The sequence below is a fragment of the Pedococcus sp. P5_B7 genome (assembly GCF_054049895.1).
Genome location: NZ_JBFULM010000002.1, coordinates 295,435 through 313,161, shown reverse-complemented (window position 1 = coordinate 313,161; position 17,727 = coordinate 295,435). Strand labels below are relative to the sequence as shown.

Genomic DNA, 17,727 nt, shown 5'->3' with positions numbered 1-17,727 from the left:
AGCGCACAGGCGGCGCCCGACTGGGGCAGCTGGCACCTGGTTTGACCGGCTCTGGACTTCTCTGGCCAAGGTAACCCCTGGCACCGACGCTGGCGACCCCCTGGCGCCGTCGTTCTGGGTCAGGCGAGGGTCAGGCGAGGGTCTCGCGGTGGCTCTCGTTGATCTTGCTGGCCAAGGCGGCCAGCTTGGTGTTGGTGCGGCTCGAGGCGCTCTTGAGGATCTGGAAGGCCTCCTCGTCGCTCACCTTGTGGGCGGCCATGAGGAGCCCGATCGCCTTGCCGATCTCACGGTTGCTCTCCAGCCCGCGCCGAAGGTTCTCCGCCGTGGCGTGCCGCTCAGCGGCCGCGAGGACCACTGAGGTGAACGAGGCGAGGACGGCGCCCACGTCGACCGACTCCTTCGTGAGGGCGCCTGGCGTGTCCGAGAAGACGTTGAAGGCCGCTCGGCTGCCGAGGCCGTCCAGGAGCTGGTAGCCGAGCATGCCGCGCACCGGCGTGCGGCTGAGGGTCAGCTCGGCGAGCTTCGGCCACTTCGTCTCCGTGGTGATGTCGGAGTCGTGCTGGACGGAGTCCTGCTCGATGCTGTCCAGGCACGGTCCCTCGTGGGCCTCCGACTCGAGCCGGTCCATGAGGCTGGCAACGTCGTCCGAGGAGGCCTGCGTCCTCAGCTGCTCGTGGGCGTCGAGGGTCGAGATGCACGCGTGGTCGGCGCCGGGGATCAGCTCCACGGCCCTCAGGCAGATCTCCGTGAGCACCTCGTCCGTGCCGGTCCCCGCGTACACGAGCTTGGCCAGGGCGGCGAACGCCTGGGTGGCCTCCCCGGGAATCGGTGTCTGCATGCGCTCAGTATCACCCGGACCGTTGCCACCGGGTAAGGCGTCTTCCACGAGGCGCACCTCCGCCGTGGGCAGGGGTCCGGTCATGCCCCTGACCTCGCGGCCCCGGCCGTCGTGGAAATCCCGTCGTGAGGTTGCGTCACGGAGAACTCGATGGGCTTGCACACGCCGCCGTTGGACTTCTCGGCAGAGCAGGCCGTCAGCCCGACGTGCAGGTCCATCTCGGCCTGCACCACGAAGCGGTCGCCCGCCAGCGAGGTGGGCGGGTCGATGTGCAGCTCCCCACCCGGCTCGGGCCACACGTTCATGAAGATGTTGAGGGTGGTGCCGATCTCGTCCGGTCGCACCCCGAACGGCGCCAACCCGGTCGAGAGGTTCTCGAGGCAGCTCGGGTGGTAGGCGCCGTCGAACTCCGGGTAGAGCAGGTCGAAGGTGTCCTGGCTGCACGGCGTCAGGAGGAAGTCGTGCCGGCCGCAGGTGTCGCCGACCACCGTCAGCATCTGGCGGCTGCGGTTGCTGTAGAGGGTGTGCCCAGTCGTGACAAAGATCGTGTTGGCGTAGTCGATCGTCCTGCCGCTGGAGAGCTTCTCGTCGTGGTCGTCGGCCGCGAAGCAGAAGAGGTCGCTGACCTGTCCGCCCTGCGGGTCGACCACCGTGAGCACCTCGCCCGCCCGGAGCAGGAAGCCGGTGCCGGTCTGGGGTGCCAGGGTCGTTGCACTCATGCGGGCTTCTCCTCGTCGAAGCTGGCCGGCGCTTCCCAGTCCTGGGGCACTGACCGCCCCGAGTACTGCCGTGCCTCAGAGCGTTGCCCGTGGTCGGCGACCATCGGGTTCAGCGAGCCCTGCAGCTCGGTGTCACGGCGCCTGATCGTGTCACGCATCCGCTCGAACCGGTCTGACGCACGGAGCTCCTCGAACTGGTCGTGGAGGTTGAAGACGAGGGTGGGCAGCGGTGTCCGTCGGGCCATGCGGGACGACTGGGGGTGCAGACCCACGACGAAGAACGCCGTCCCACCCACGCTGAAGGCGAAGTGGGGGTTGTCGGGGTCGTCAGACACCCCGGGGTCCCACGGCTGGCTGTCGGCCTCGTGGAGCAGCTCCAGCTGTCGCCACAGCAGGGTCTCGAACTCGGGCTCGCTCGAGATCTCGACTGCCCGGAACACCGCCACGAGGGAGGCGAAGCCCGCGGTGCGGTCGGTCTCGCGACCGAAGTCCGTCAGGGCACGGAGCAACGCCTGGGTGCTCTCCTCGGTGGCCAGCCGCTCGAGGACGACGACGGTGGCCCGGTCCCGGTTGAAGACCGAGCGGGCGCCGAGGCAGGGGTAGTCGGGGTGCAGCACCATCGACTCGAGGCCTTCGGCGATCTCGTCCGGAGGCGTGTCGGCGTCGTGGGAGAGGGCGAGGTCCTCGAGGAGCTCAGGCAGCTCCTGGACCTCGTCGGCCGGTTGCGCCACGTCTCAGGACACCACCGCGTCGACGGCCTTCTTGAGGGCGCTGGGCTGCGCGGGCGAGCGCGGCGCCTTCTTCTTGGCGGCCAGCAGCGCAGCGCCCAGGTCCTGGAGCTGGTTGCGCCCCAGTCCTTCCCGCACCTTCGGGAACCAGTCCTGCTCCTCCTCGTCCATGTGGTGCCGGACGTTCTCGATGAGGACCGTCGTCTTGGCCTCGAAGCGCTCGTCCCCGGGCTTGAGAGCAGCGAGCTCCATCACCAGCACGTCGGCGACGTGGTGCTCCTCGTAGGACTCCAGCACGTCGTCCTCGAGCTCGGGCAGCAGCCGGCGGACCTCCGGGTACATCACCTCGTTCTCGATGTAGGTGTGCACGGTCAGCAGCTCGATGACCTTCTTCACGATGGTGCCCTTGCGGGCCTTCGTTGTCGTGGACTTCTCGAACTCGCGGAAGAGGCCGCGGACCTCTTTGTGGTCGTCGCGGAGGATGACGATGGCGTCGGTGGACACGAGGGCTCCTGGCAGTGTGAGGACCAGCGCGAGGTGCGCGCCGGTGTTCCTGCGTCCTACCCCCGGCGGTCGCCCGGCAAACCGGTCAGGCACGTCCGACGTGATGGGGCTCTCCGACGCGACCCTCAGGGCCGTGCTCCAGGACGAGCAGGTCAGCCAGCGAGGCCGCGACACCGACGAGCGCCGCACCCATCACGGCCTTGCCCACCAGGCCCATCTCGGCATGGCCGCGGCCGAATCCGGACGAGTAGTAGAACGTCCAGAGGAGCGCGAAGCCGCTCGTCGCCATGATCACCCCCGGGATGCGGGAATGGGCCCCCGACCGGGCGATCGAGACCCCGAGGAGGAAAAGCCCACAGCACACGGCGGGCGGTGAGAACAGCAGCCCCTGGAGCAGCGCGGTGACGCCCGCCCAACCCACCCAGGCGCCCGGACCGAGGCCTTGGGCAACCAGGTGCGCCAGGACCGCAGTGCCGAGGAACAGGAAGGTGGCCACATCGAGGAGGGCGGCGGCGACCGGTGAGACGCTGACCTCACGGGCCCGCACGAACCAGTAACCGAAGAAGCACAGCCCTCCCACTGCGCCGAACACCGGTGCAGCGCGTCGCAGGACGACGTCCAGAGGGCCGCTGCTTCCCATGGACCGAACGTACGACCTCGCATCATCCGCGGGATCGTCCGATCTGCGTAGTCGGGGATGAGGTCGACGGGCGTGCGGACGCCCAGAGGGGTGACATGGCTGATGCGCCGACCGCTGCGGTAGCCTTCCTCTCATGGCACGGTCGCTGCTTCTTCCCGAGCCGCGTTGACGATCTGGATCACCCGTCCACGTCACCGCGGCCAACCCCTCCTGTGTGAGGGGTTCTTCTGTGTCACGGCTCAGTTGTCGGACGACCCAGCCTGTGAGCACGGTGGTCGGGAGCCACGACCGGGGATGGCACCACCATCAGACACGAGGATGAGATGAGCGAGACGCCGCACCGCTACACCGCCGAGCTGGCCCAGCAGATCGAGCTGGCCTGGCAGGACCGCTGGCAGGAGGAGGGCACCTTCCACGCGCCCAACCCCGCGGGCCCGTGGGCCGAGCCGGAGAAGGTCGCCGGCCGCGAGAAGCTGCTCGTCCTCGACATGTTCCCCTACCCCAGCGGCGCGGGGCTGCACGTCGGCCACCCGCTGGGCTACATCGCCACCGACGTCTTCGCGCGCTACCACCGGATGACCGGCAAGAACGTCCTGCACTGCCTGGGCTACGACGCGTTCGGGCTGCCGGCCGAGCAGTATGCCGTGCAGACGGGTCAGCACCCGCGCAAGACGACCGAGGACAACATGGTCGTGATGAAGCGCCAGCTGCGCCGGCTGGGGCTCGGTCACGACGACCGGCGCACCATCGCCACGATCGACCCCCGCTACTACAAGTGGACGCAGTGGATCTTCACCCAGATCTACGACGCCTGGTACGACCCGGAGGCCAGGCGGCCCGACGGTGGCGCGGGACGCGCTCGCCCGATCAGTGAGCTGGTCGAGCAGTTCGTGTCCGGCGACCGTCCCACCCCGAGTGGTCAGGGCTGGTCCGAGCTGTCACCGGCTGAGCGGTCGGAGATCCTCGACGACTTCCGGCTGGCCTACACCTCGCAGGCGCCGGTCAACTGGGCTCCCGGGCTGGGCACCGTGCTGTCCAACGAGGAGGTCACCAACGACGGACGCTCCGAGCGCGGCAACTTCCCGGTCTACAAGACCAACTTGCGCCAGTGGATGATGCGGATCACCTCGTATGCCGACCGGCTGGCTGACGACCTCGACCGCGTCGACTGGCCCGAGAAGGTCAAGGCCATGCAGCGCAACTGGATCGGGCGCAGCCAGGGTGCGCGCGTCTCCTTCCCGGTGGTGGACCGCGACGCTTCGATCGAGGTCTTCACCACGCGGCCCGACACGCTGTTCGGGGCGACCTTCATGGTGGTGGCGCCGGAGCATCCCGTGGTCGACGAGATCGTCCCGCCGGACGACTGGGCCCCCGACACCAACCCGAGCTGGACGGGTGGTGCGGCCACCCCGGAAGCCGCGGTCGCGGCATACCGGCTGGCTGCCTCGCGCAAGAGCGAGGTGGAGCGCCAGACCGAGGGCAAGGACAAGACCGGTGTCTTCACGGGGGCCTTCGCGACGAATCCCGTGAACGGCCAACGGATCCCGGTCTTCATGGCTGACTACGTCCTGATGGGCTACGGCACGGGAGCCATCATGGCGGTGCCCGGCCAGGACCACCGCGACTGGGAGTTCGCCGAGCAGTTCGGGCTGCCGATCATTCGCACCGTGCAGCCGTCTGAGGGCCACCCGGACGACGAGCCGTTCACCGGGGAGGGCCCGGCGATCAACTCGGCCAACGACGAGGTGTCGCTCGACGGAATGGGTGTGGCAGAGGCGAAGGCCACGATCATCGAGTGGTTGGCGCGCCAGGGGCTCGGGCAGCCGACGGTGAGCTACAAGCTGCGCGACTGGTTGTTCAGCCGCCAGCGCTACTGGGGTGAGCCGTTCCCGATCGTGTTCGACGAGGACGGGGTGAGCCACGCCGTCCCCGAGTCGATGCTGCCGGTCGAGCTGCCGGACGTGCCTGACTACTCTCCCAAGACATTCGAGCCGGAGGACGCGAGCAGCCAGCCCGAGCCGCCGCTGGGGCGCGTCGACGAGTGGGTCAACGTCGAGCTCGACCTGGGCGACGGCCGAGGCGTGCGGAAGTACCGCCGTGAGACCAACACGATGCCCAACTGGGCCGGGTCGTGCTGGTACTACCTGCGTTACCTCGACCCCGCCAACGACGCGGCGTTCGTCGACCCGGAGAACGAGGCCTACTGGATGGGCCCGCAGTCGACCCCGGTCGCGACGGCCCCCGCCGGCGTCACCGACCCCGGTGGCGTCGACCTCTACATCGGTGGCGTCGAGCACGCGGTGCTGCACCTGCTCTACGCCCGGTTCTGGCACAAGGTGCTGCACGACCTGGGCCACCTGAGCAGCGACGAGCCGTTCCGGAAGTACTTCTCGCAGGGCTACATCCAGGCGGCGGCCTACCGCGACGACCGCGGCCAGCCGGTCGAGGCGTCCGAGGTCGTCGAGGCGACCGACCCGGACAGCGGCGACGTGACGTACGCGTGGAACGGCCAGTCGGTCACCCGCGAGTACGGCAAGATCGGCAAGTCGCTGAAGAACGTCGTCAGCCCCGACGAGATGTTCGAGCAGTACGGCGCGGACACCCTGCGGGTCTACGAGATGTCGATGGGCCCGCTGGAGCTGAGCAAGCCGTGGGAGACCCGCGCCGTCGTGGGTGCCCAGCGGTTCCTTCAGCGGTTGTGGCGCAACGTCATCGACGAGGAGACCGGCGAAGTGCGGGTCGTCGACGCGCCGCTGGACGATGCGACGGCCAGGGCCCTGCACCGCACCATCGATGCGGTCTCGAAGGACTTCCCGACGCTGGGCTTCAACACCGCCATCGCGCGGTTGATCGAGCTGAACAACGCGCTGACCAAGCTCGACGCGGTGCCACGCGAGGCTGCCGAGAAGCTGGTGGTCATGGTCGCTCCGTTGGCCCCGCACATCGGGGAGGAGCTGTGGCAGCGGCTGGGCCACGAGGAGTCGATCACGTTCGAGAGCTTCCCCGTGGCCGATCCGGCACTGCTGGTCGACGACACCGTCACCTGCGTCGTGCAGATCAAGGGCAAGGTGCGCGACCGGCTGGAGGTGCCCGCCGACATCACCGAGGACGCCCTGCGCGAGCAGGTGCTGGCGCTCCCCAAGGTCGTCGCCGCAACGGAGGCCGGCATCCGCACGGTCATCGTGCGAGCGCCCAAGCTCGTCAACATCGTCCCGCTCTGACCCCGCACCGATAGCCTGCGCAGGTGAGCGTCGCGATCGTCACTGACTCCACGGCATACCTGCCGGACTCGGTCGTCGACGCGCACTCGATCCAGGTCGTGCCGCTCCACGTCATCGTCGGTGGCACGGAGTTCAGCGAGGGTGTGGACATCACCACGGCGGAGGTTGCGGCGGCACTGCGCTCCTTCAAGCCGGTGTCGACCTCACGACCGTCCCCGCAGGCCTTCCTCGACGCCTACGAGAAGGCGGCAGCCGGGGGAGCGGAGGGCATCGTGTCGGTGCACATCTCCGCCGACATGTCCTCGACCGTCGAGTCCGCCCACCTCGCCGCACAGCAGTCTCCGGTGCCGGTCACGGTCGTCGACTCGCGTTCGCTGGGCATGGCCATGGGGTATGCCGTGGTGTCCGCAGCGCAGCTGGCCGAACACGGCGGGTCGCTGGAAGACGTTGCAGCACAAGCACGTTCGCGCGCGGAGGCATCGACCGTCGTGTTCTACGTCGACACGCTCGAGCACCTGCGCAGGGGTGGTCGGATCGGCTCCGCGTCGGCGTTCCTGGGGTCCGCCCTCGCCATCAAGCCCATCCTCGGACTCGTCGACGGGCACATCCGCCCGCTGGAGAAGGTGCGCACGTCGTCGCGCGCCCTCGCTCGGCTCGAGGAGCTCGCTGTCTCGGCGGTCCAGAAGGCCGAGACGGCCGTCGACATCGCGGTCCACCACCTCGACTCGCAGTCCCGGGCCGACGACCTGGCCGCGCGGCTGACCGCCCGCCTCGCCGAGCTCCCGGACGACGGGGACGTGCGAGTCGTCGAGCTGGGCGCCGTGGTCGGGGCCCATGTGGGGCCGGGGACCATCGCCGTCGCGGTGTCGCCACGGCCTGCGTCATGACCGCAGTCGCGGACGTGTCGACGGGGGAGCTGGTCGAGGCGGTGCTCGCGTCGTTGGCGGCCTTCGTCGTCGGGGCGGTCAACCCCGCGACGATCCTCGCGAAGCTCCTCGGCAAGGACCTACGACACTCCGGGTCGGGCAACCCCGGGGCCACCAACGCCGGGCGGGTCCTCGGCGCCCGCTGGGGCGTCGTCGTGGGGGTGCTGGACGTCCTCAAGGGCCTCCTCCCCGTGCTCGCGGCGCAGCAGCTCCTCGGCACCGTCACCGCGCTCTTCGTCGGGCTCGCCGTGGTGCTCGGCCACATCTGGTCACCGTTCCTGAGGGGACAGGGCGGCAAGGGGGTGGCCACCTCGCTCGGGGCGATCCTGGCCGTCCAGCCGTGGTTCGGGCTGGGGATGGCGGTGGTGTTCGGGCTGCTCGTCTGGCGGATGCGGTGGGTGGCCGGGGCCTCGGTGTCCGCCTGCCTGCTGCTGCTCCTGCTCGGGGTGCTGACCTGGTTGCGCTGGGTGCCGTTCGGGACGCGCGAGACCGGTGCCTGGTGCGTGGTCCTCGCGCTGGTCGTGATCTACCGGCACCGTCGCAACATCGAGCTGTGGATCTCCGCGCGACGCGACGCCTCGTCCACAGGCTGAGGTCCGGCGAGCGTTCGTCCACAGCTCGCTGACCGCGTCCTGTCGCGGTGGTGGTGGGCTTCCTACCGTGTCCGTATGCCGTCCCGTCGCCGACCGTCCGAGCCCTCGGCCCGGGTGCGTGCCCTGCTGGAGTCCACCGACGGCCGACGCGCCCTGGCGCTCGGTGAGCCGGGTCGTCCGGTGGGCGACGTGGTGCCGTGGCTTCCCGAGCGGAGCTGGGTCGAGGCCTCCGCGGCCGAGCCGGCGAGAGTCCCGGGCCGCGTGGACCGAGTGGACCGAGTGGACCGCACGGGGCGCCCTGACCGGTCGGACCGCCCCGACCAGCCGGACCGTCCGGCGCGGGCGGGCCGGCACCGGCGGCCCGTGCCGCCCGGGCCGCGGTTCCTGACGGTCCCCACGTCACTGCGGGGGGCCCGCCTCGGCGGACCTCGCGCAGCCGCAGCCGGACTGCTCCTGGTCGTCCTGGTGGCTGCGGTGGCGTTCGGGGTGCGGGTCGCCTGGGCCAGGGCGGCCAGCACGCCGCAGGTCGTCGCGCCCTCGGCCGCAGGGTCCGCGCTCGGTGACCAGCACCCGGGCGGGAGCGTGTTCGCCTCGTCGAGCACGGCCTCGGGAGGCGGCGGGCCTCCTGCCGTCGGGACGGTGACCGTGCACGTCGTCGGACAGGTCAAGCGACCGGGGGTGTTCACGATGCCCGCGGGGTCGCGAGTCGCTGACGCAGTGGCCAAGGCGGGCGCGGGCAAGGGGGCCGACCTGGCCGCCATCAACCTCGCCCGACCGCTGGTCGACGGAGAGCAGATCCACGTGCCGAAGCCGGGTGAGGTGCTGGCCAGCGGTGGAGGGGGAAGTGGTGCTGGGGGAGCTGCCTCCGCGGCAGGATCCGCGGGGACTGCGGGGTCTGCGGGGTCCAGCGGTGGGGGATAGGGAGCCGGAGCCTCAGGAGCTGGCTCGGGGACCGCCGGCCAGGTGAACCTGAACGCGGCCTCGGCTGCCGAGCTCGAGGAGCTGCCGGGAGTCGGACCAGTCCTGGCGCAACGGATCATCGACTGGCGCACCGAGCACGGCCGGTTCGCCTCGGTCGACGAGCTGGGCGAGGTCAGCGGCATCGGGGAGAAGATCTTCGCTGCGCTCCAGCCCAAGGTGACGGTGTGACCCGGCGGCGGACAGGCGCTGCGCCTGACGACGACCAGCGCGACCTCGACCTGAGGCTGCTCGTCCCCGCGCTCGCCGCGTGGACGGCCAGTGCCTGCACCCTCGGGCTCAGCCCGCGCGTTGTGGCGCTCGCGGCCGGAGGCAGCCTGCTGGCGGCGGTCCTCGTGCTCTGGGCGACAACGCAGGGACGGCTCGGCCGCGTGGGCGCACTGCTGGCCCTGGGGTCGGCAGCAGTAGCCCTGGTGCTGGCCTCGACCGCCGGCCACAGCGCGGCGCGGGAGGCCGGTCCGGTGCGGGCGCTGGCCCGTGAGCGTGCCATGGTCGAGCTCTCCGGCGTGGTGACCAAGGACCCCGTGGTCGTCGGTGGCCGGCGGTTGGAGGGCGCCACGGTGCGCCTGGTCATGCGGGTCGAGGAAGTCAGCGGTCGGGGGAGGCGATCGCGCGTGTCGACTCCCGTGCTCGTGATGGGCGACACCGCGTGGCAACGGGTGCACTGGCACGAACGTGTCACGGTCAAGGGCACCCTGCTCGAGTCCGAGCCCGGCGACGACGTCGTCGCAGTGCTGCGACCCCGGGGCGAGCCCCGGTCCCTGTCCGCGCCCGGTGCTGTCGCGAGGGCGGCCGAGCACCTGCGGGCTGGGCTGCGCGACGCGGCCGCGCCCCTGCCGCCCGATGCCCGGGGCTTGCTCCCGGCCCTCGTGATCGGCGACACCAGCCGCACCCCGCCCGACCTGACCGACGCCATGCTCGCCACCGGGATGACGCACCTCTCGGCCGTCTCGGGCAGCAACGTGGCCATCGTGCTGGCGTTCGCGCTGGGTGGTGCGTCCCTCGTCGGTGTCCGGCGCCGCCTGAGGCCGTGGGTCGCCGTCACGGTCCTCGCCGGATTCGTCGTCCTCGCCCGACCGGAGCCGAGCGTCGTGCGGGCCGCTGCGATGGGCACCATCGGGCTGATCGGGCTGAGCCGCTCGCGGCGGGCTGCTGGCCTGCCCGTCCTCTCCGCGGCCGTCGTGGTGCTCCTCGTGGTCGACCCGTGGCTCAGCCGGTCCTACGGCTCCGCGCTCTCGACCCTCGCCACGCTCGGCCTGCTGCTCTTCACGCGCACGTGGGGCGACGCCATCGGACGGCGACTGCCGCGGCGGATCAGCTCTTGGGGTCCGCCGATCGCGATTCCCATTGCGGCACAGGCGATGTGCGCGCCCGTCGTCGTCCTCCTGCAGGGTTCGGTCTCGGTCGTCGGCATCCTGGCCAACCTGCTGGCCGCGCCCCTGGTGGCGCCCGCCACGGTCACCGGCGTGGCTGCCGCTGGCCTGGCTCCCCTCTGGCCGTTCGGTGCCCGGCTGCTCTGCTGGGTCGGGGCCGTGCCCACCCTCGGCATCGCCAAGGTGGCCCGCACCTGTGCGACCATCCCCGGCGGCACCCTGCCGTGGCCGGACGGGGCGGTGGGTGCGCTCCTGCTCACCCTGGTCACGGTCCTCGTGCTGCTCAGCGGCCGGTGGTGGGCGCACCGTGCGCGGCTCCACCCGGTGCTCGCCGCCGCCGTGCTCGTCCTCGTGCTCGCCGCCGCTGCGCCGACCTCCGCCGTCACCTGGCCACCCGCGGGATGGCGTTTCGTGGCGTGCGACGTGGGGCAGGGCGATGCGTTGGTGCTGGCCACGACGCCCGGCCATGCCGTGCTGGTAGACGTCGGCCCGGATCCTACGACCGTCAACGCGTGCCTCCGGCGACTCGGGGTGCGCGTGCTCGACTCCGTGGTGCTGAGCCACTTCCACGCCGACCACGTCGACGGGCTGCCCGGCGCCCTGGCCGGCCGCGAGGTGCGCGAGATCCTCGCCACCCCCGTGCGCGAACCCGCCTACCAGTGGTCGCAGGTGGAGTCACTGGCCCGGGCCCGCGGCATACCCATCCGCGACGTCGTCGCCGGTGACCACCTGGGCTGGCCCGGGGTGACGGCTGACGTGTGGTGGCCGGCCCGCAGGATCGCCGCGGGCTCGGTGCCCAACAACGCCAGTGTGGTGCTCGCGGTGCGCTCGGGCCCGGTCGACCTGCTGCTCCTGGGAGACGTCGAACGCGAGGCGGCCCATGCCCTCCTGCTCCAGCTGCGTCGCGACCCGGCGATGGCGGCCCGGGCGGCCGGCTTCGACGTGGTCAAGGTGGCGCACCACGGCTCGGGCAACCTCGACGAGGCCCTGGTGGCTGAGGTGCGCGCCCCGGTCGCGGTCATCAGCGTGGGGAAGGACAACGACTACGGCCACCCGTCACCGAAGGCGCTGGAGGTGTTGCGCCGCAACGGGTATGCCGTCCTGCGCACCGACCAGCGCGGCGACGTGGCCGTCGTCGCCGTCGATGACGACGTGGGCGTCACCTGGCGTCGACGCTAGGCGCCGGCGGCTGGTGGACCCGGCAGGTCAGGTGCTGGCGAGCACCCGGGGCTTGGCCTTGGCGGCCTCGACGAGTGCGTCGATGGTGGCCTGCACGGCCGGCACGCGCTGGAGGTCGGCGGTGGTGACGACGCTGACCGACCGTCGCGAGGCGGGGTTGATCGGCAGGGTGACGACGTCGTGGTGGTGGGCGGTCCGGAGGATGAGGTCGGGGATGAGGGCGACACCGAGGCCTTCGGCGACCAGGCCCAGCACCGCGACGTAGTCCTCGGTCTCGAAGCCGACGTGGGGCGAGAAGCCGGCGTTCGCGCACATCTGGAGGAGGTGGCCACGACACCGGGGACACCCGGCGATCCAGTTCTCCTGCGCCAACGCGGACAGCTCGACCATGTCCTCGGTCGCGAGCGGGTGGGCGCGGGGGAGGGCGAGGCGCACCTCGTCGTCGAGCAGCTTGTGGGTGACGAAGAGGTCCATGTCCTCCTCGCCGCGACCGACGTCGGTGCCCTCGTAGGCGAACGCGACGGCGAGGTCGCACTCGCCCGCCTTGAGCGCGGCGAGCGACTCAGGGGGCTCGGCCTCGGTGAAGGTGACCTGCACGTCGGGGAACCGCTGCTTGACCAGCGCCAGGGCCCGGGGGACGAGGGTGGCCGAGCTCGACGGGAACGCCATGAGCCGCACCCGTCCGGCACGTAGGCCGGCGATCGCCGCGACCTCCTCCTCGGCGGCATCCAGCGCAGCCAGCACCGCGACGGCGTGCCGGGCCAGCACCTGCCCGGCCTCGGTGAGGCGGACGTTGCGCCCGATCCGCTCCACGAGCACGGTGCCGGTGCGCTGCTCGAGCCGACGGACCATCTGGGAGATCGCGGGCTGGGAGTAGCCCAGCGCCAGGGCAGCACCGGTGAAGCTGCCTTCGTCGGAGATGGCCTTCATGACACGGAGACCTGCGGCGTCGATCATGGAGGAAGCATAACCGTTCGTTATCCAGATGGTTAGTTGTTGAGTGGGTCGTGATGGATCCGGCCCCGGCGCGGGTGGTCGTGGCGTCGTTCCCGCCGACGGGCAGGTGTCACCGGGCTCTGCTTTCATCGGGAGCACGATGCAGCCCGAGCAGACCTCCACCACCCACGCGACCGAGGGCGACACCCTCAGTCCTGACTTCGCGCCGGGTGACCACCCCGGTCAGGACCACGCGCCGGCGGCGGGGCGGGACGGGACCGCGCTCTGCCTGTCCGGTGGTGGCTACCGCGCCGCGCTGTTCCACCTCGGGGCCGTGCGACGGCTCAACGAGCTGGGCGTGCTGTCGCAGCTCACGACGGTGAGCGGTGTCTCCGGAGGGTCGATCGTCGCGAACCTGCTCGCCGACCCCAGGCTCGAGTTCCCCCGGGACGGCGGGGTGGTCGGTGGGTTCGAGGACTTCGTCGCGGACCCGCTGACCCGACTGACCTCGCGCAACATCCGCACGCCCGCCCTGCTGTCCACGCTCAGGCCGTGGAAGTGGCCGGCCCGCGACGCCGCCATCCGGGCGCTCGCCGACGAGCTCGCCGATGCCGTGACGTGGTGGTCGACGCCGCTGCGCGACAACGCCCACTCGGGTCCAGCGGTCGTCACCTGCGCGACCGAGATCGGCTACGGCGTGGACTGGGTCTTCGAGGGCCCGACGGCCCACCGACCCCACGGGCGAGTCGGCGACTACCGCGTCGGGTATGCCGCGCCCCCGGCCGACCTGCGGCTCGCCGACGTCGTGGCGGCCTCGTGTGCCTTTCCGCCGTTCTTCGCCCCGATGGTCCTCGACGGGGTCGCGATGCACCTCACCGGCGGGAAGAAGGGGCTGGAGTCCGACGACGAGCGCGCCTCGATCATGCGCCGCGTCCGGCTCACCGACGGCGGCGTCTACGACAACCTCGGCCTCGAGCCGGTCTGGAAGCGCCACGCCACCGTCCTGGTCAGCGACGGGGGTGGGGTGTTCCGAGCCCGCACCGAACGCACGGTCGTCGGCCGCACGCTGCGCATCCTCGGGATCGCCACCAACGGCGGTCAGTCGGTCCGCAGCCGCTGGCTCCACGCCGGCTATGCCCGCGGTGCGCTGCACGGCACGTCGTGGGCGCTCGACACCGTCGTCGAGGGCTCCTACCCCCGCGAGACCACCGAGCTGGTCAACGCGGTCCGCACCGACCTCGACGTGTTCAGCACCGGGGAGCAACACGTGCTGGAGCGCCACGGCTACCTCATCGCCGACGCCCAGGTCAGCGCGCACTGCCCCGAGCTGGTCACCCGGGACGCCCCGGCGGTCCCACCGCACGACGACGTCGCCGACGCCGCGGTCGCCGCCGCGGCCCTCGTCGACTCCGCCAAGCGCCGGCTGCTCGGTCGGTCCTGACGCGCTGGACCCGCCGACGTACGCTAACCACGTGACGAGCCCGGCCTCCGTGACCACGACTGCTGCCGCGACCACCCAGCTGGACGCCGTCGCGGCGCTGCTCGAGCGCCGCAACGTGCTCGTCCTCACTGGTGCGGGCATCTCGACCGACTCCGGGATCCCCGACTACCGGGGCCCGGACGGCACCCGCCGGGTCACGCCCATGCAGTACGCCGAGTTCCTCGGGTCGTCGCAGGCGCGACAGCGCTACTGGGCCCGCAGCTACGTCGGCTGGCAGCGGTTCAACCTGGCCCAGCCGAACTCCGGCCACGAGGCCGTGGCCCGCCTCCAGCGCGGCGGGCTGGTCGGACCCGTCATCACGCAGAACGTCGACGGCCTCCACCAGCAGGCCGGCGCCACTGACGTCGAGGAGCTGCACGGGTCACTCGCCCGGGTCGTCTGCCTCACCTGCGGCGACCGGTCCTCCCGGTGGGACCTCGACGAGCGGATGCGCGAAGCCAACCCGACCTACACGGTGACGAGCGACGAGATCAGGCCGGACGGTGACATCGTCCTCAACGAGCTCGACGTCGAGGCCTTCCGCACCCCGCTGTGCCTCGTCTGCGCTCACGACACCCTCAAGCCCGATGTCGTCTTCTTCGGGGAGTCGGTGCCGAAACCGTTGGTGGAGAAGTGTTTCCGGCTCACCGAGGAGGCGAGTGCGCTCGTCGTCCTGGGGTCCAGTCTCAAGGTGATGAGCGGCTACCGCTTCGTGCGCCGAGCCGCGGCGCTCGACATCCCCGTCGCCATCATCACCCGCGGTCCCACCCGGGGTGACGAGCAGGCCTCGGTGCAGGTGGATGCCCCACTGGGCCCGACGCTGGCCGCTCTGCTCGACCGCCTGGCTGCCTAGCGCCCGGCTCAGCCCGGGCCCATCGCCTTGGCCACCGCCGGCCAGATCGCCGCCGCCCACTGTTGGTGCCCGAGCACGGAGGGGTGACCGAGGTCGTTGCCCAGCTCCTCCAGCCGATCGCCGGGGTGGCGGGCCAGCGCGCCACCGTCGGTGTGGCACTGGGGAATTCCTGCACACGCCCGGTCGAGCTCCGCCTCGTACGCCTCCATGAGTGACGTCAGCCGTCTCACCTCGGCCGTGTTGACCTTCTTGTTGGCCGAGAACATCGCGCACGGTTCCTGCCCCACGAGGTCCACCGGCGTGGTGGGGAGGGTGGCGATCGCCCTGGCGTAGTCGGCCGGGCGACCGGCTCCGGTCGCCAGCACGACCGTCACCTTGGGGGACGCCTTGACGATGGACTGCACGGCAGACCTCACCTGCGCTCGGAACTCCGGGAGGTGTGCGGGATCGGTTCCGTCGCAACGGATGTCGTTGTCCATGATCATGACCAGCGCCAGCGAAGGTGTCGGGACGATGGCCAACGCGGCGGGCACCTGGAACTCCAGCCCATCGGCCTTCTCCCCGTTGCGCGACACGTTGGCCACCAAGCCCTGCGTCTTGGGACGGACCGCAACCAACCTCTCGTAGACGCTGTTGACCTCGGGGTTGGTGCCCGTGGCCCACGAGTTGTCGACGACGTTCTCACCGGGGTTTGCGGGATCGGACTGGAAGCCGGTCATTCCCGAGTGGCCCAGGGCGATCACCCCCTCGGGGTGGTCCGCGTCCACGCCGGACGGCGCGCCGGTCGCCGAGGTGGTTGCTGCCACCCGCGAGCGGTCGACGCTTGACCCTGTCGGAGTAGCCCCACCGCTGCAGGAGCAGAGCGCGAGGACTGCCAGCACTGCAGCTGTTGAGGACGACGATCGCGGGCGCACGGATCCCTCCTCAGCGACGAGCCACTCTGCGGTCCACGGTATGACCGTGTCCCGCGGCAGCCCTCCCGCACCTGGCGTAGACCCGCCCGGCGTGACCCCCGGCAGGTGACCGGCAGTCGGCGGTCAGGCCGGCCGTCGGGCGACCAGCACCACGTCGATCGCGTCGCCCTGCTCGGTCGGCCGCACGTACTCCTCGCAGCGCTCGACCACCAGGTCGCCCGCGGCCTCGCGCAGCTGCTCGGGGGAGTGCAGCAGGGCGGGGTCGGACGGCCCACCGACGCCCTCGGTGAGGTTGCGCAGGCCGTGCCCGACCACCACCAGCGCACCACCGGGAGCCAGCCAGCTGCGGGTGCGGGACACGACGTCCGACGGGAGGTGCAGGTAGGAGACCAGCACGAGGTCGTAGAGCACCTGGGGCGCGGGGTGCCACGACCGGGCGTCCGCGACGACCCAGTCGATGCGGTGGCCGAGACGCGTCGACTCCTTCTCCCCCTTGGCCAGCCCGACCGACGAGAAGTCGACGGCCGTCACCCGCCAGCCCAGCGACGCGAGCCACACGGAGTGACGACCTTCGCCGGCCCCGAGGTCGAGCGCCCGACCCGGGGGCCACCCGCCGACGATCCGCTCCACCTCGGCGTTGGGGGTCGCGCTCCAGACGTGCTCGTGCGCGGCATACCGCTCGTCCCACAGCGCCTGACGGGTCGTGGGGGTGCCCCGGTCGGGGTCGGGCAGGGCCGGTCCGTCGGTCGAGCCGTGCCTGTCGGAGTGCTGGTGCCCGTCGCTCATCCCCCTAGCATCGCCGATATGAGCAGCTTCGTCCCTGCCGAGGACCCGGCGATCGTCGTCCGCGACGCGACCCCGGCCGACCTGCCGGCCATGGCCGCCGTCTACGACGAGCAGGTGCGCACCTCGCTGGCGACCTTCGACACCGAGCCGCGCGGCGCGGCATACCTCGGGGAGAAGCTCGCCGCCGTCGACGAGGGCAACGTCGTCCTGGTCGCCTGCACGGCCGCCGACGAGCTCCTCGGGTACGCCTTCTCCGGACCGTTCCGCCCCCGGCCCGCCTACGCGGGCACCAAGGAGGTCTCGGTCTACCTCGCCGAGACCGCGCGGGGTCGCGGCCTCGGCCGCACCCTGTATGCCGCGCTGCTGGCGCGGCTCGACGCCGCGCCCGGCGTGCACACCCAGGTGGCCGTGGTGGCCCTCCCGAACGACGCGAGCGTGGCGCTGCACCTGGCGGCCGGTTTCGAACGGGTGGGGGTCCTGCGGGAGGTGGGGCACAAGTTCGGTCGTTACGTCGACACTGCGTGGTACCAACGGATGAGCCCCACGGATTAGGGCTGGCGTGTCGCGCCCTTGCGCGGCACTCTCGGAATTGCACCCCTGTCGCAGGCTGTGGAGGTTCGGAGATGGGCGCCATCGGAGCTGGGCCGTTCGAGAACGACGACGCACTGGACTTCCTCGACGAGCTCGAGGAGTCGGAGCAGGACGTGCGCCGCCGGAAGGTGGAGACCGCCCTCGCCCGGGTGGTCCGTGCGTCCGGCTACATCGAGGCCCCCACCATGTCCGAGGCCGTGGCGGCCGCCGCGGTGGTGGCCGCCTGTGACGACTTCGAGGCGGTGATCGGGGAGCGGAACGTGCCGCGCTGGATCGACGAGGACCCCATCGAGGTCGACGAGCGGCTCGAGGAGCTCGCGACGAAGGCCCTGCACCGCGCCCTGAAGTCCGACGACAACGAGCTCTGGGAGCTGTGGGCCGACGGCGACGGTGGCGAACGGTTCGCCACCAAGGTCACCCACCTGCTCGACGCCCTGGGTGACTGAGCCTTATCCCTGCCGGCGGGGC

General features: G+C 71.3%; 18 protein-coding genes. 10 read left to right on the top strand and 8 right to left on the bottom strand.

Going from position 1 to position 17,727, the window contains the following annotated elements:
- Positions 1-130 precede the first annotated feature (130 nt).
- The 5 genes from ACXJKD_RS04295 to ACXJKD_RS04275 all read right to left on the bottom strand — a co-directional run bounded on the left by ACXJKD_RS04295 (position 131) and on the right by ACXJKD_RS04275 (position 3,429).
- Positions 131-838, bottom strand: coding sequence for an ANTAR domain-containing protein (locus ACXJKD_RS04295; RefSeq protein ID WP_457253176.1), 708 nt, complete (start codon positions 836-838; stop codon positions 131-133).
- 80 nt (positions 839-918) lie between these two features.
- Positions 919-1,557 carry a DUF1989 domain-containing protein gene (locus ACXJKD_RS04290; RefSeq protein ID WP_457253175.1) on the bottom strand — a complete coding sequence of 213 codons (639 nt, stop codon included), beginning with the start codon at positions 1,555-1,557 and terminating at the stop codon, positions 919-921.
- Positions 1,554-2,288: a guanitoxin biosynthesis heme-dependent pre-guanitoxin N-hydroxylase GntA gene (gene gntA, locus ACXJKD_RS04285; protein ID WP_457253174.1), complete on the bottom strand. Its 735-nt coding sequence runs from the start codon at positions 2,286-2,288 to the stop codon at positions 1,554-1,556. The genes ACXJKD_RS04290 and gntA overlap by 4 nt, the downstream gene beginning before the upstream one ends.
- Positions 2,289-2,291: 3 nt before the next feature.
- Positions 2,292-2,789, bottom strand: a complete 498-nt coding sequence (locus ACXJKD_RS04280; RefSeq protein ID WP_457253173.1) for a hemerythrin domain-containing protein — start codon at positions 2,787-2,789, stop codon at positions 2,292-2,294.
- Between the two features lie 85 nt (positions 2,790-2,874).
- Positions 2,875-3,429 (bottom strand): hypothetical protein, encoded by a 555-nt coding sequence (locus tag ACXJKD_RS04275; RefSeq protein ID WP_457253172.1) that lies wholly within the window; start codon positions 3,427-3,429, stop codon positions 2,875-2,877.
- 323 nt (positions 3,430-3,752) lie between these two features.
- Between ACXJKD_RS04275 and leuS the strand changes: the two genes are divergently transcribed.
- The 6 genes from leuS to ACXJKD_RS04245 all read left to right on the top strand — a co-directional run bounded on the left by leuS (position 3,753) and on the right by ACXJKD_RS04245 (position 11,699).
- The gene (gene leuS / locus ACXJKD_RS04270; RefSeq protein ID WP_457253171.1) at positions 3,753-6,650 is read left to right on the top strand and encodes a leucine--tRNA ligase; all 2,898 of its coding nucleotides are present in this window, start codon (positions 3,753-3,755) and stop codon (positions 6,648-6,650) included.
- Between the two features lie 23 nt (positions 6,651-6,673).
- A complete protein-coding gene (locus tag ACXJKD_RS04265) occupies positions 6,674-7,537 on the top strand; it encodes a DegV family protein (RefSeq protein ID WP_457253170.1) in 864 nt (287 codons plus the stop codon).
- The gene (gene plsY, locus ACXJKD_RS04260; RefSeq protein WP_457253168.1) at positions 7,534-8,169 is read left to right on the top strand and encodes a glycerol-3-phosphate 1-O-acyltransferase PlsY; all 636 of its coding nucleotides are present in this window, start codon (positions 7,534-7,536) and stop codon (positions 8,167-8,169) included. Before ACXJKD_RS04265 ends, plsY begins: the two co-directional genes overlap by 4 nt.
- A 75-nt stretch (positions 8,170-8,244) precedes the next feature.
- The gene (locus ACXJKD_RS04255) at positions 8,245-9,090 is read left to right on the top strand and encodes an SLBB domain-containing protein (protein WP_457253167.1); all 846 of its coding nucleotides are present in this window, start codon (positions 8,245-8,247) and stop codon (positions 9,088-9,090) included.
- 42 nt (positions 9,091-9,132) lie between these two features.
- A complete protein-coding gene (locus tag ACXJKD_RS04250) occupies positions 9,133-9,318 on the top strand; it encodes a ComEA family DNA-binding protein (RefSeq protein WP_457253166.1) in 186 nt (61 codons plus the stop codon).
- Positions 9,315-11,699: a ComEC/Rec2 family competence protein gene (locus tag ACXJKD_RS04245; protein WP_457253165.1), complete on the top strand. Its 2,385-nt coding sequence runs from the start codon at positions 9,315-9,317 to the stop codon at positions 11,697-11,699. The genes ACXJKD_RS04250 and ACXJKD_RS04245 overlap by 4 nt, the downstream gene beginning before the upstream one ends.
- A gap of 27 nt (positions 11,700-11,726) precedes the next feature.
- On the opposite strand, the gene ACXJKD_RS04240 is transcribed toward ACXJKD_RS04245, so the two are convergent.
- A complete protein-coding gene (locus ACXJKD_RS04240) occupies positions 11,727-12,656 on the bottom strand; it encodes a LysR family transcriptional regulator (RefSeq protein ID WP_457253164.1) in 930 nt (309 codons plus the stop codon).
- Between the two features lie 139 nt (positions 12,657-12,795).
- On the opposite strand from ACXJKD_RS04240, the gene ACXJKD_RS04235 reads away from it, so the two are divergent.
- Positions 12,796-14,076 carry a patatin-like phospholipase family protein gene (locus tag ACXJKD_RS04235; protein WP_457253163.1) on the top strand — a complete coding sequence of 427 codons (1,281 nt, stop codon included), beginning with the start codon at positions 12,796-12,798 and terminating at the stop codon, positions 14,074-14,076.
- Between the two features lie 31 nt (positions 14,077-14,107).
- Entirely contained in the window at positions 14,108-14,968 is an 861-nt protein-coding gene (locus ACXJKD_RS04230; RefSeq protein ID WP_457253161.1) for an NAD-dependent protein deacetylase, read from the top strand.
- An 8-nt stretch (positions 14,969-14,976) separates the two neighbouring features.
- Here ACXJKD_RS04230 and ACXJKD_RS04225 read toward each other — a convergent pair whose 3' ends face one another.
- Entirely contained in the window at positions 14,977-15,774 is a 798-nt protein-coding gene (locus tag ACXJKD_RS04225) for an SGNH/GDSL hydrolase family protein (protein WP_457253159.1), read from the bottom strand.
- A 231-nt stretch (positions 15,775-16,005) separates the two neighbouring features.
- Entirely contained in the window at positions 16,006-16,668 is a 663-nt protein-coding gene (locus ACXJKD_RS04220) for a class I SAM-dependent methyltransferase (RefSeq protein WP_457253158.1), read from the bottom strand.
- An 18-nt stretch (positions 16,669-16,686) separates the two neighbouring features.
- Between ACXJKD_RS04220 and ACXJKD_RS04215 the strand changes: the two genes are divergently transcribed.
- Both ACXJKD_RS04215 and ACXJKD_RS04210 read left to right on the top strand, forming a co-directional pair.
- Positions 16,687-17,220 (top strand): N-acetyltransferase family protein, encoded by a 534-nt coding sequence (locus tag ACXJKD_RS04215; protein ID WP_457253156.1) that lies wholly within the window; start codon positions 16,687-16,689, stop codon positions 17,218-17,220.
- Between the two features lie 71 nt (positions 17,221-17,291).
- Positions 17,292-17,705: a DUF4259 domain-containing protein gene (locus tag ACXJKD_RS04210; protein WP_457253155.1), complete on the top strand. Its 414-nt coding sequence runs from the start codon at positions 17,292-17,294 to the stop codon at positions 17,703-17,705.
- Positions 17,706-17,727 lie beyond the last annotated feature (22 nt).

What these genes read in the sequence shown, in the direction of transcription:
- ACXJKD_RS04295 (WP_457253176.1), bottom strand. Translation starts at nt 838, where the DNA reads ATGCAGACACCGATTCCCGGGGAGGCCACCCAGGCGTTCGCCGCCCTG.
- ACXJKD_RS04290 (WP_457253175.1), bottom strand. Translation starts at nt 1,557, where the DNA reads ATGAGTGCAACGACCCTGGCACCCCAGACCGGCACCGGCTTCCTGCTC.
- ACXJKD_RS04275 (WP_457253172.1), bottom strand. Translation starts at nt 3,429, where the DNA reads ATGGGAAGCAGCGGCCCTCTGGACGTCGTCCTGCGACGCGCTGCACCG.
- leuS (WP_457253171.1), top strand. Translation starts at nt 3,753, where the DNA reads ATGAGCGAGACGCCGCACCGCTACACCGCCGAGCTGGCCCAGCAGATC.
- plsY (WP_457253168.1), top strand. Translation starts at nt 7,534, where the DNA reads ATGACCGCAGTCGCGGACGTGTCGACGGGGGAGCTGGTCGAGGCGGTG.
- ACXJKD_RS04255 (WP_457253167.1), top strand. Translation starts at nt 8,245, where the DNA reads ATGCCGTCCCGTCGCCGACCGTCCGAGCCCTCGGCCCGGGTGCGTGCC.
- ACXJKD_RS04240 (WP_457253164.1), bottom strand. Translation starts at nt 12,656, where the DNA reads ATGATCGACGCCGCAGGTCTCCGTGTCATGAAGGCCATCTCCGACGAA.
- ACXJKD_RS04235 (WP_457253163.1), top strand. Translation starts at nt 12,796, where the DNA reads ATGCAGCCCGAGCAGACCTCCACCACCCACGCGACCGAGGGCGACACC.
- ACXJKD_RS04220 (WP_457253158.1), bottom strand. Translation starts at nt 16,668, where the DNA reads ATGAGCGACGGGCACCAGCACTCCGACAGGCACGGCTCGACCGACGGA.
- ACXJKD_RS04215 (WP_457253156.1), top strand. Translation starts at nt 16,687, where the DNA reads ATGAGCAGCTTCGTCCCTGCCGAGGACCCGGCGATCGTCGTCCGCGAC.
- ACXJKD_RS04210 (WP_457253155.1), top strand. Translation starts at nt 17,292, where the DNA reads ATGGGCGCCATCGGAGCTGGGCCGTTCGAGAACGACGACGCACTGGAC.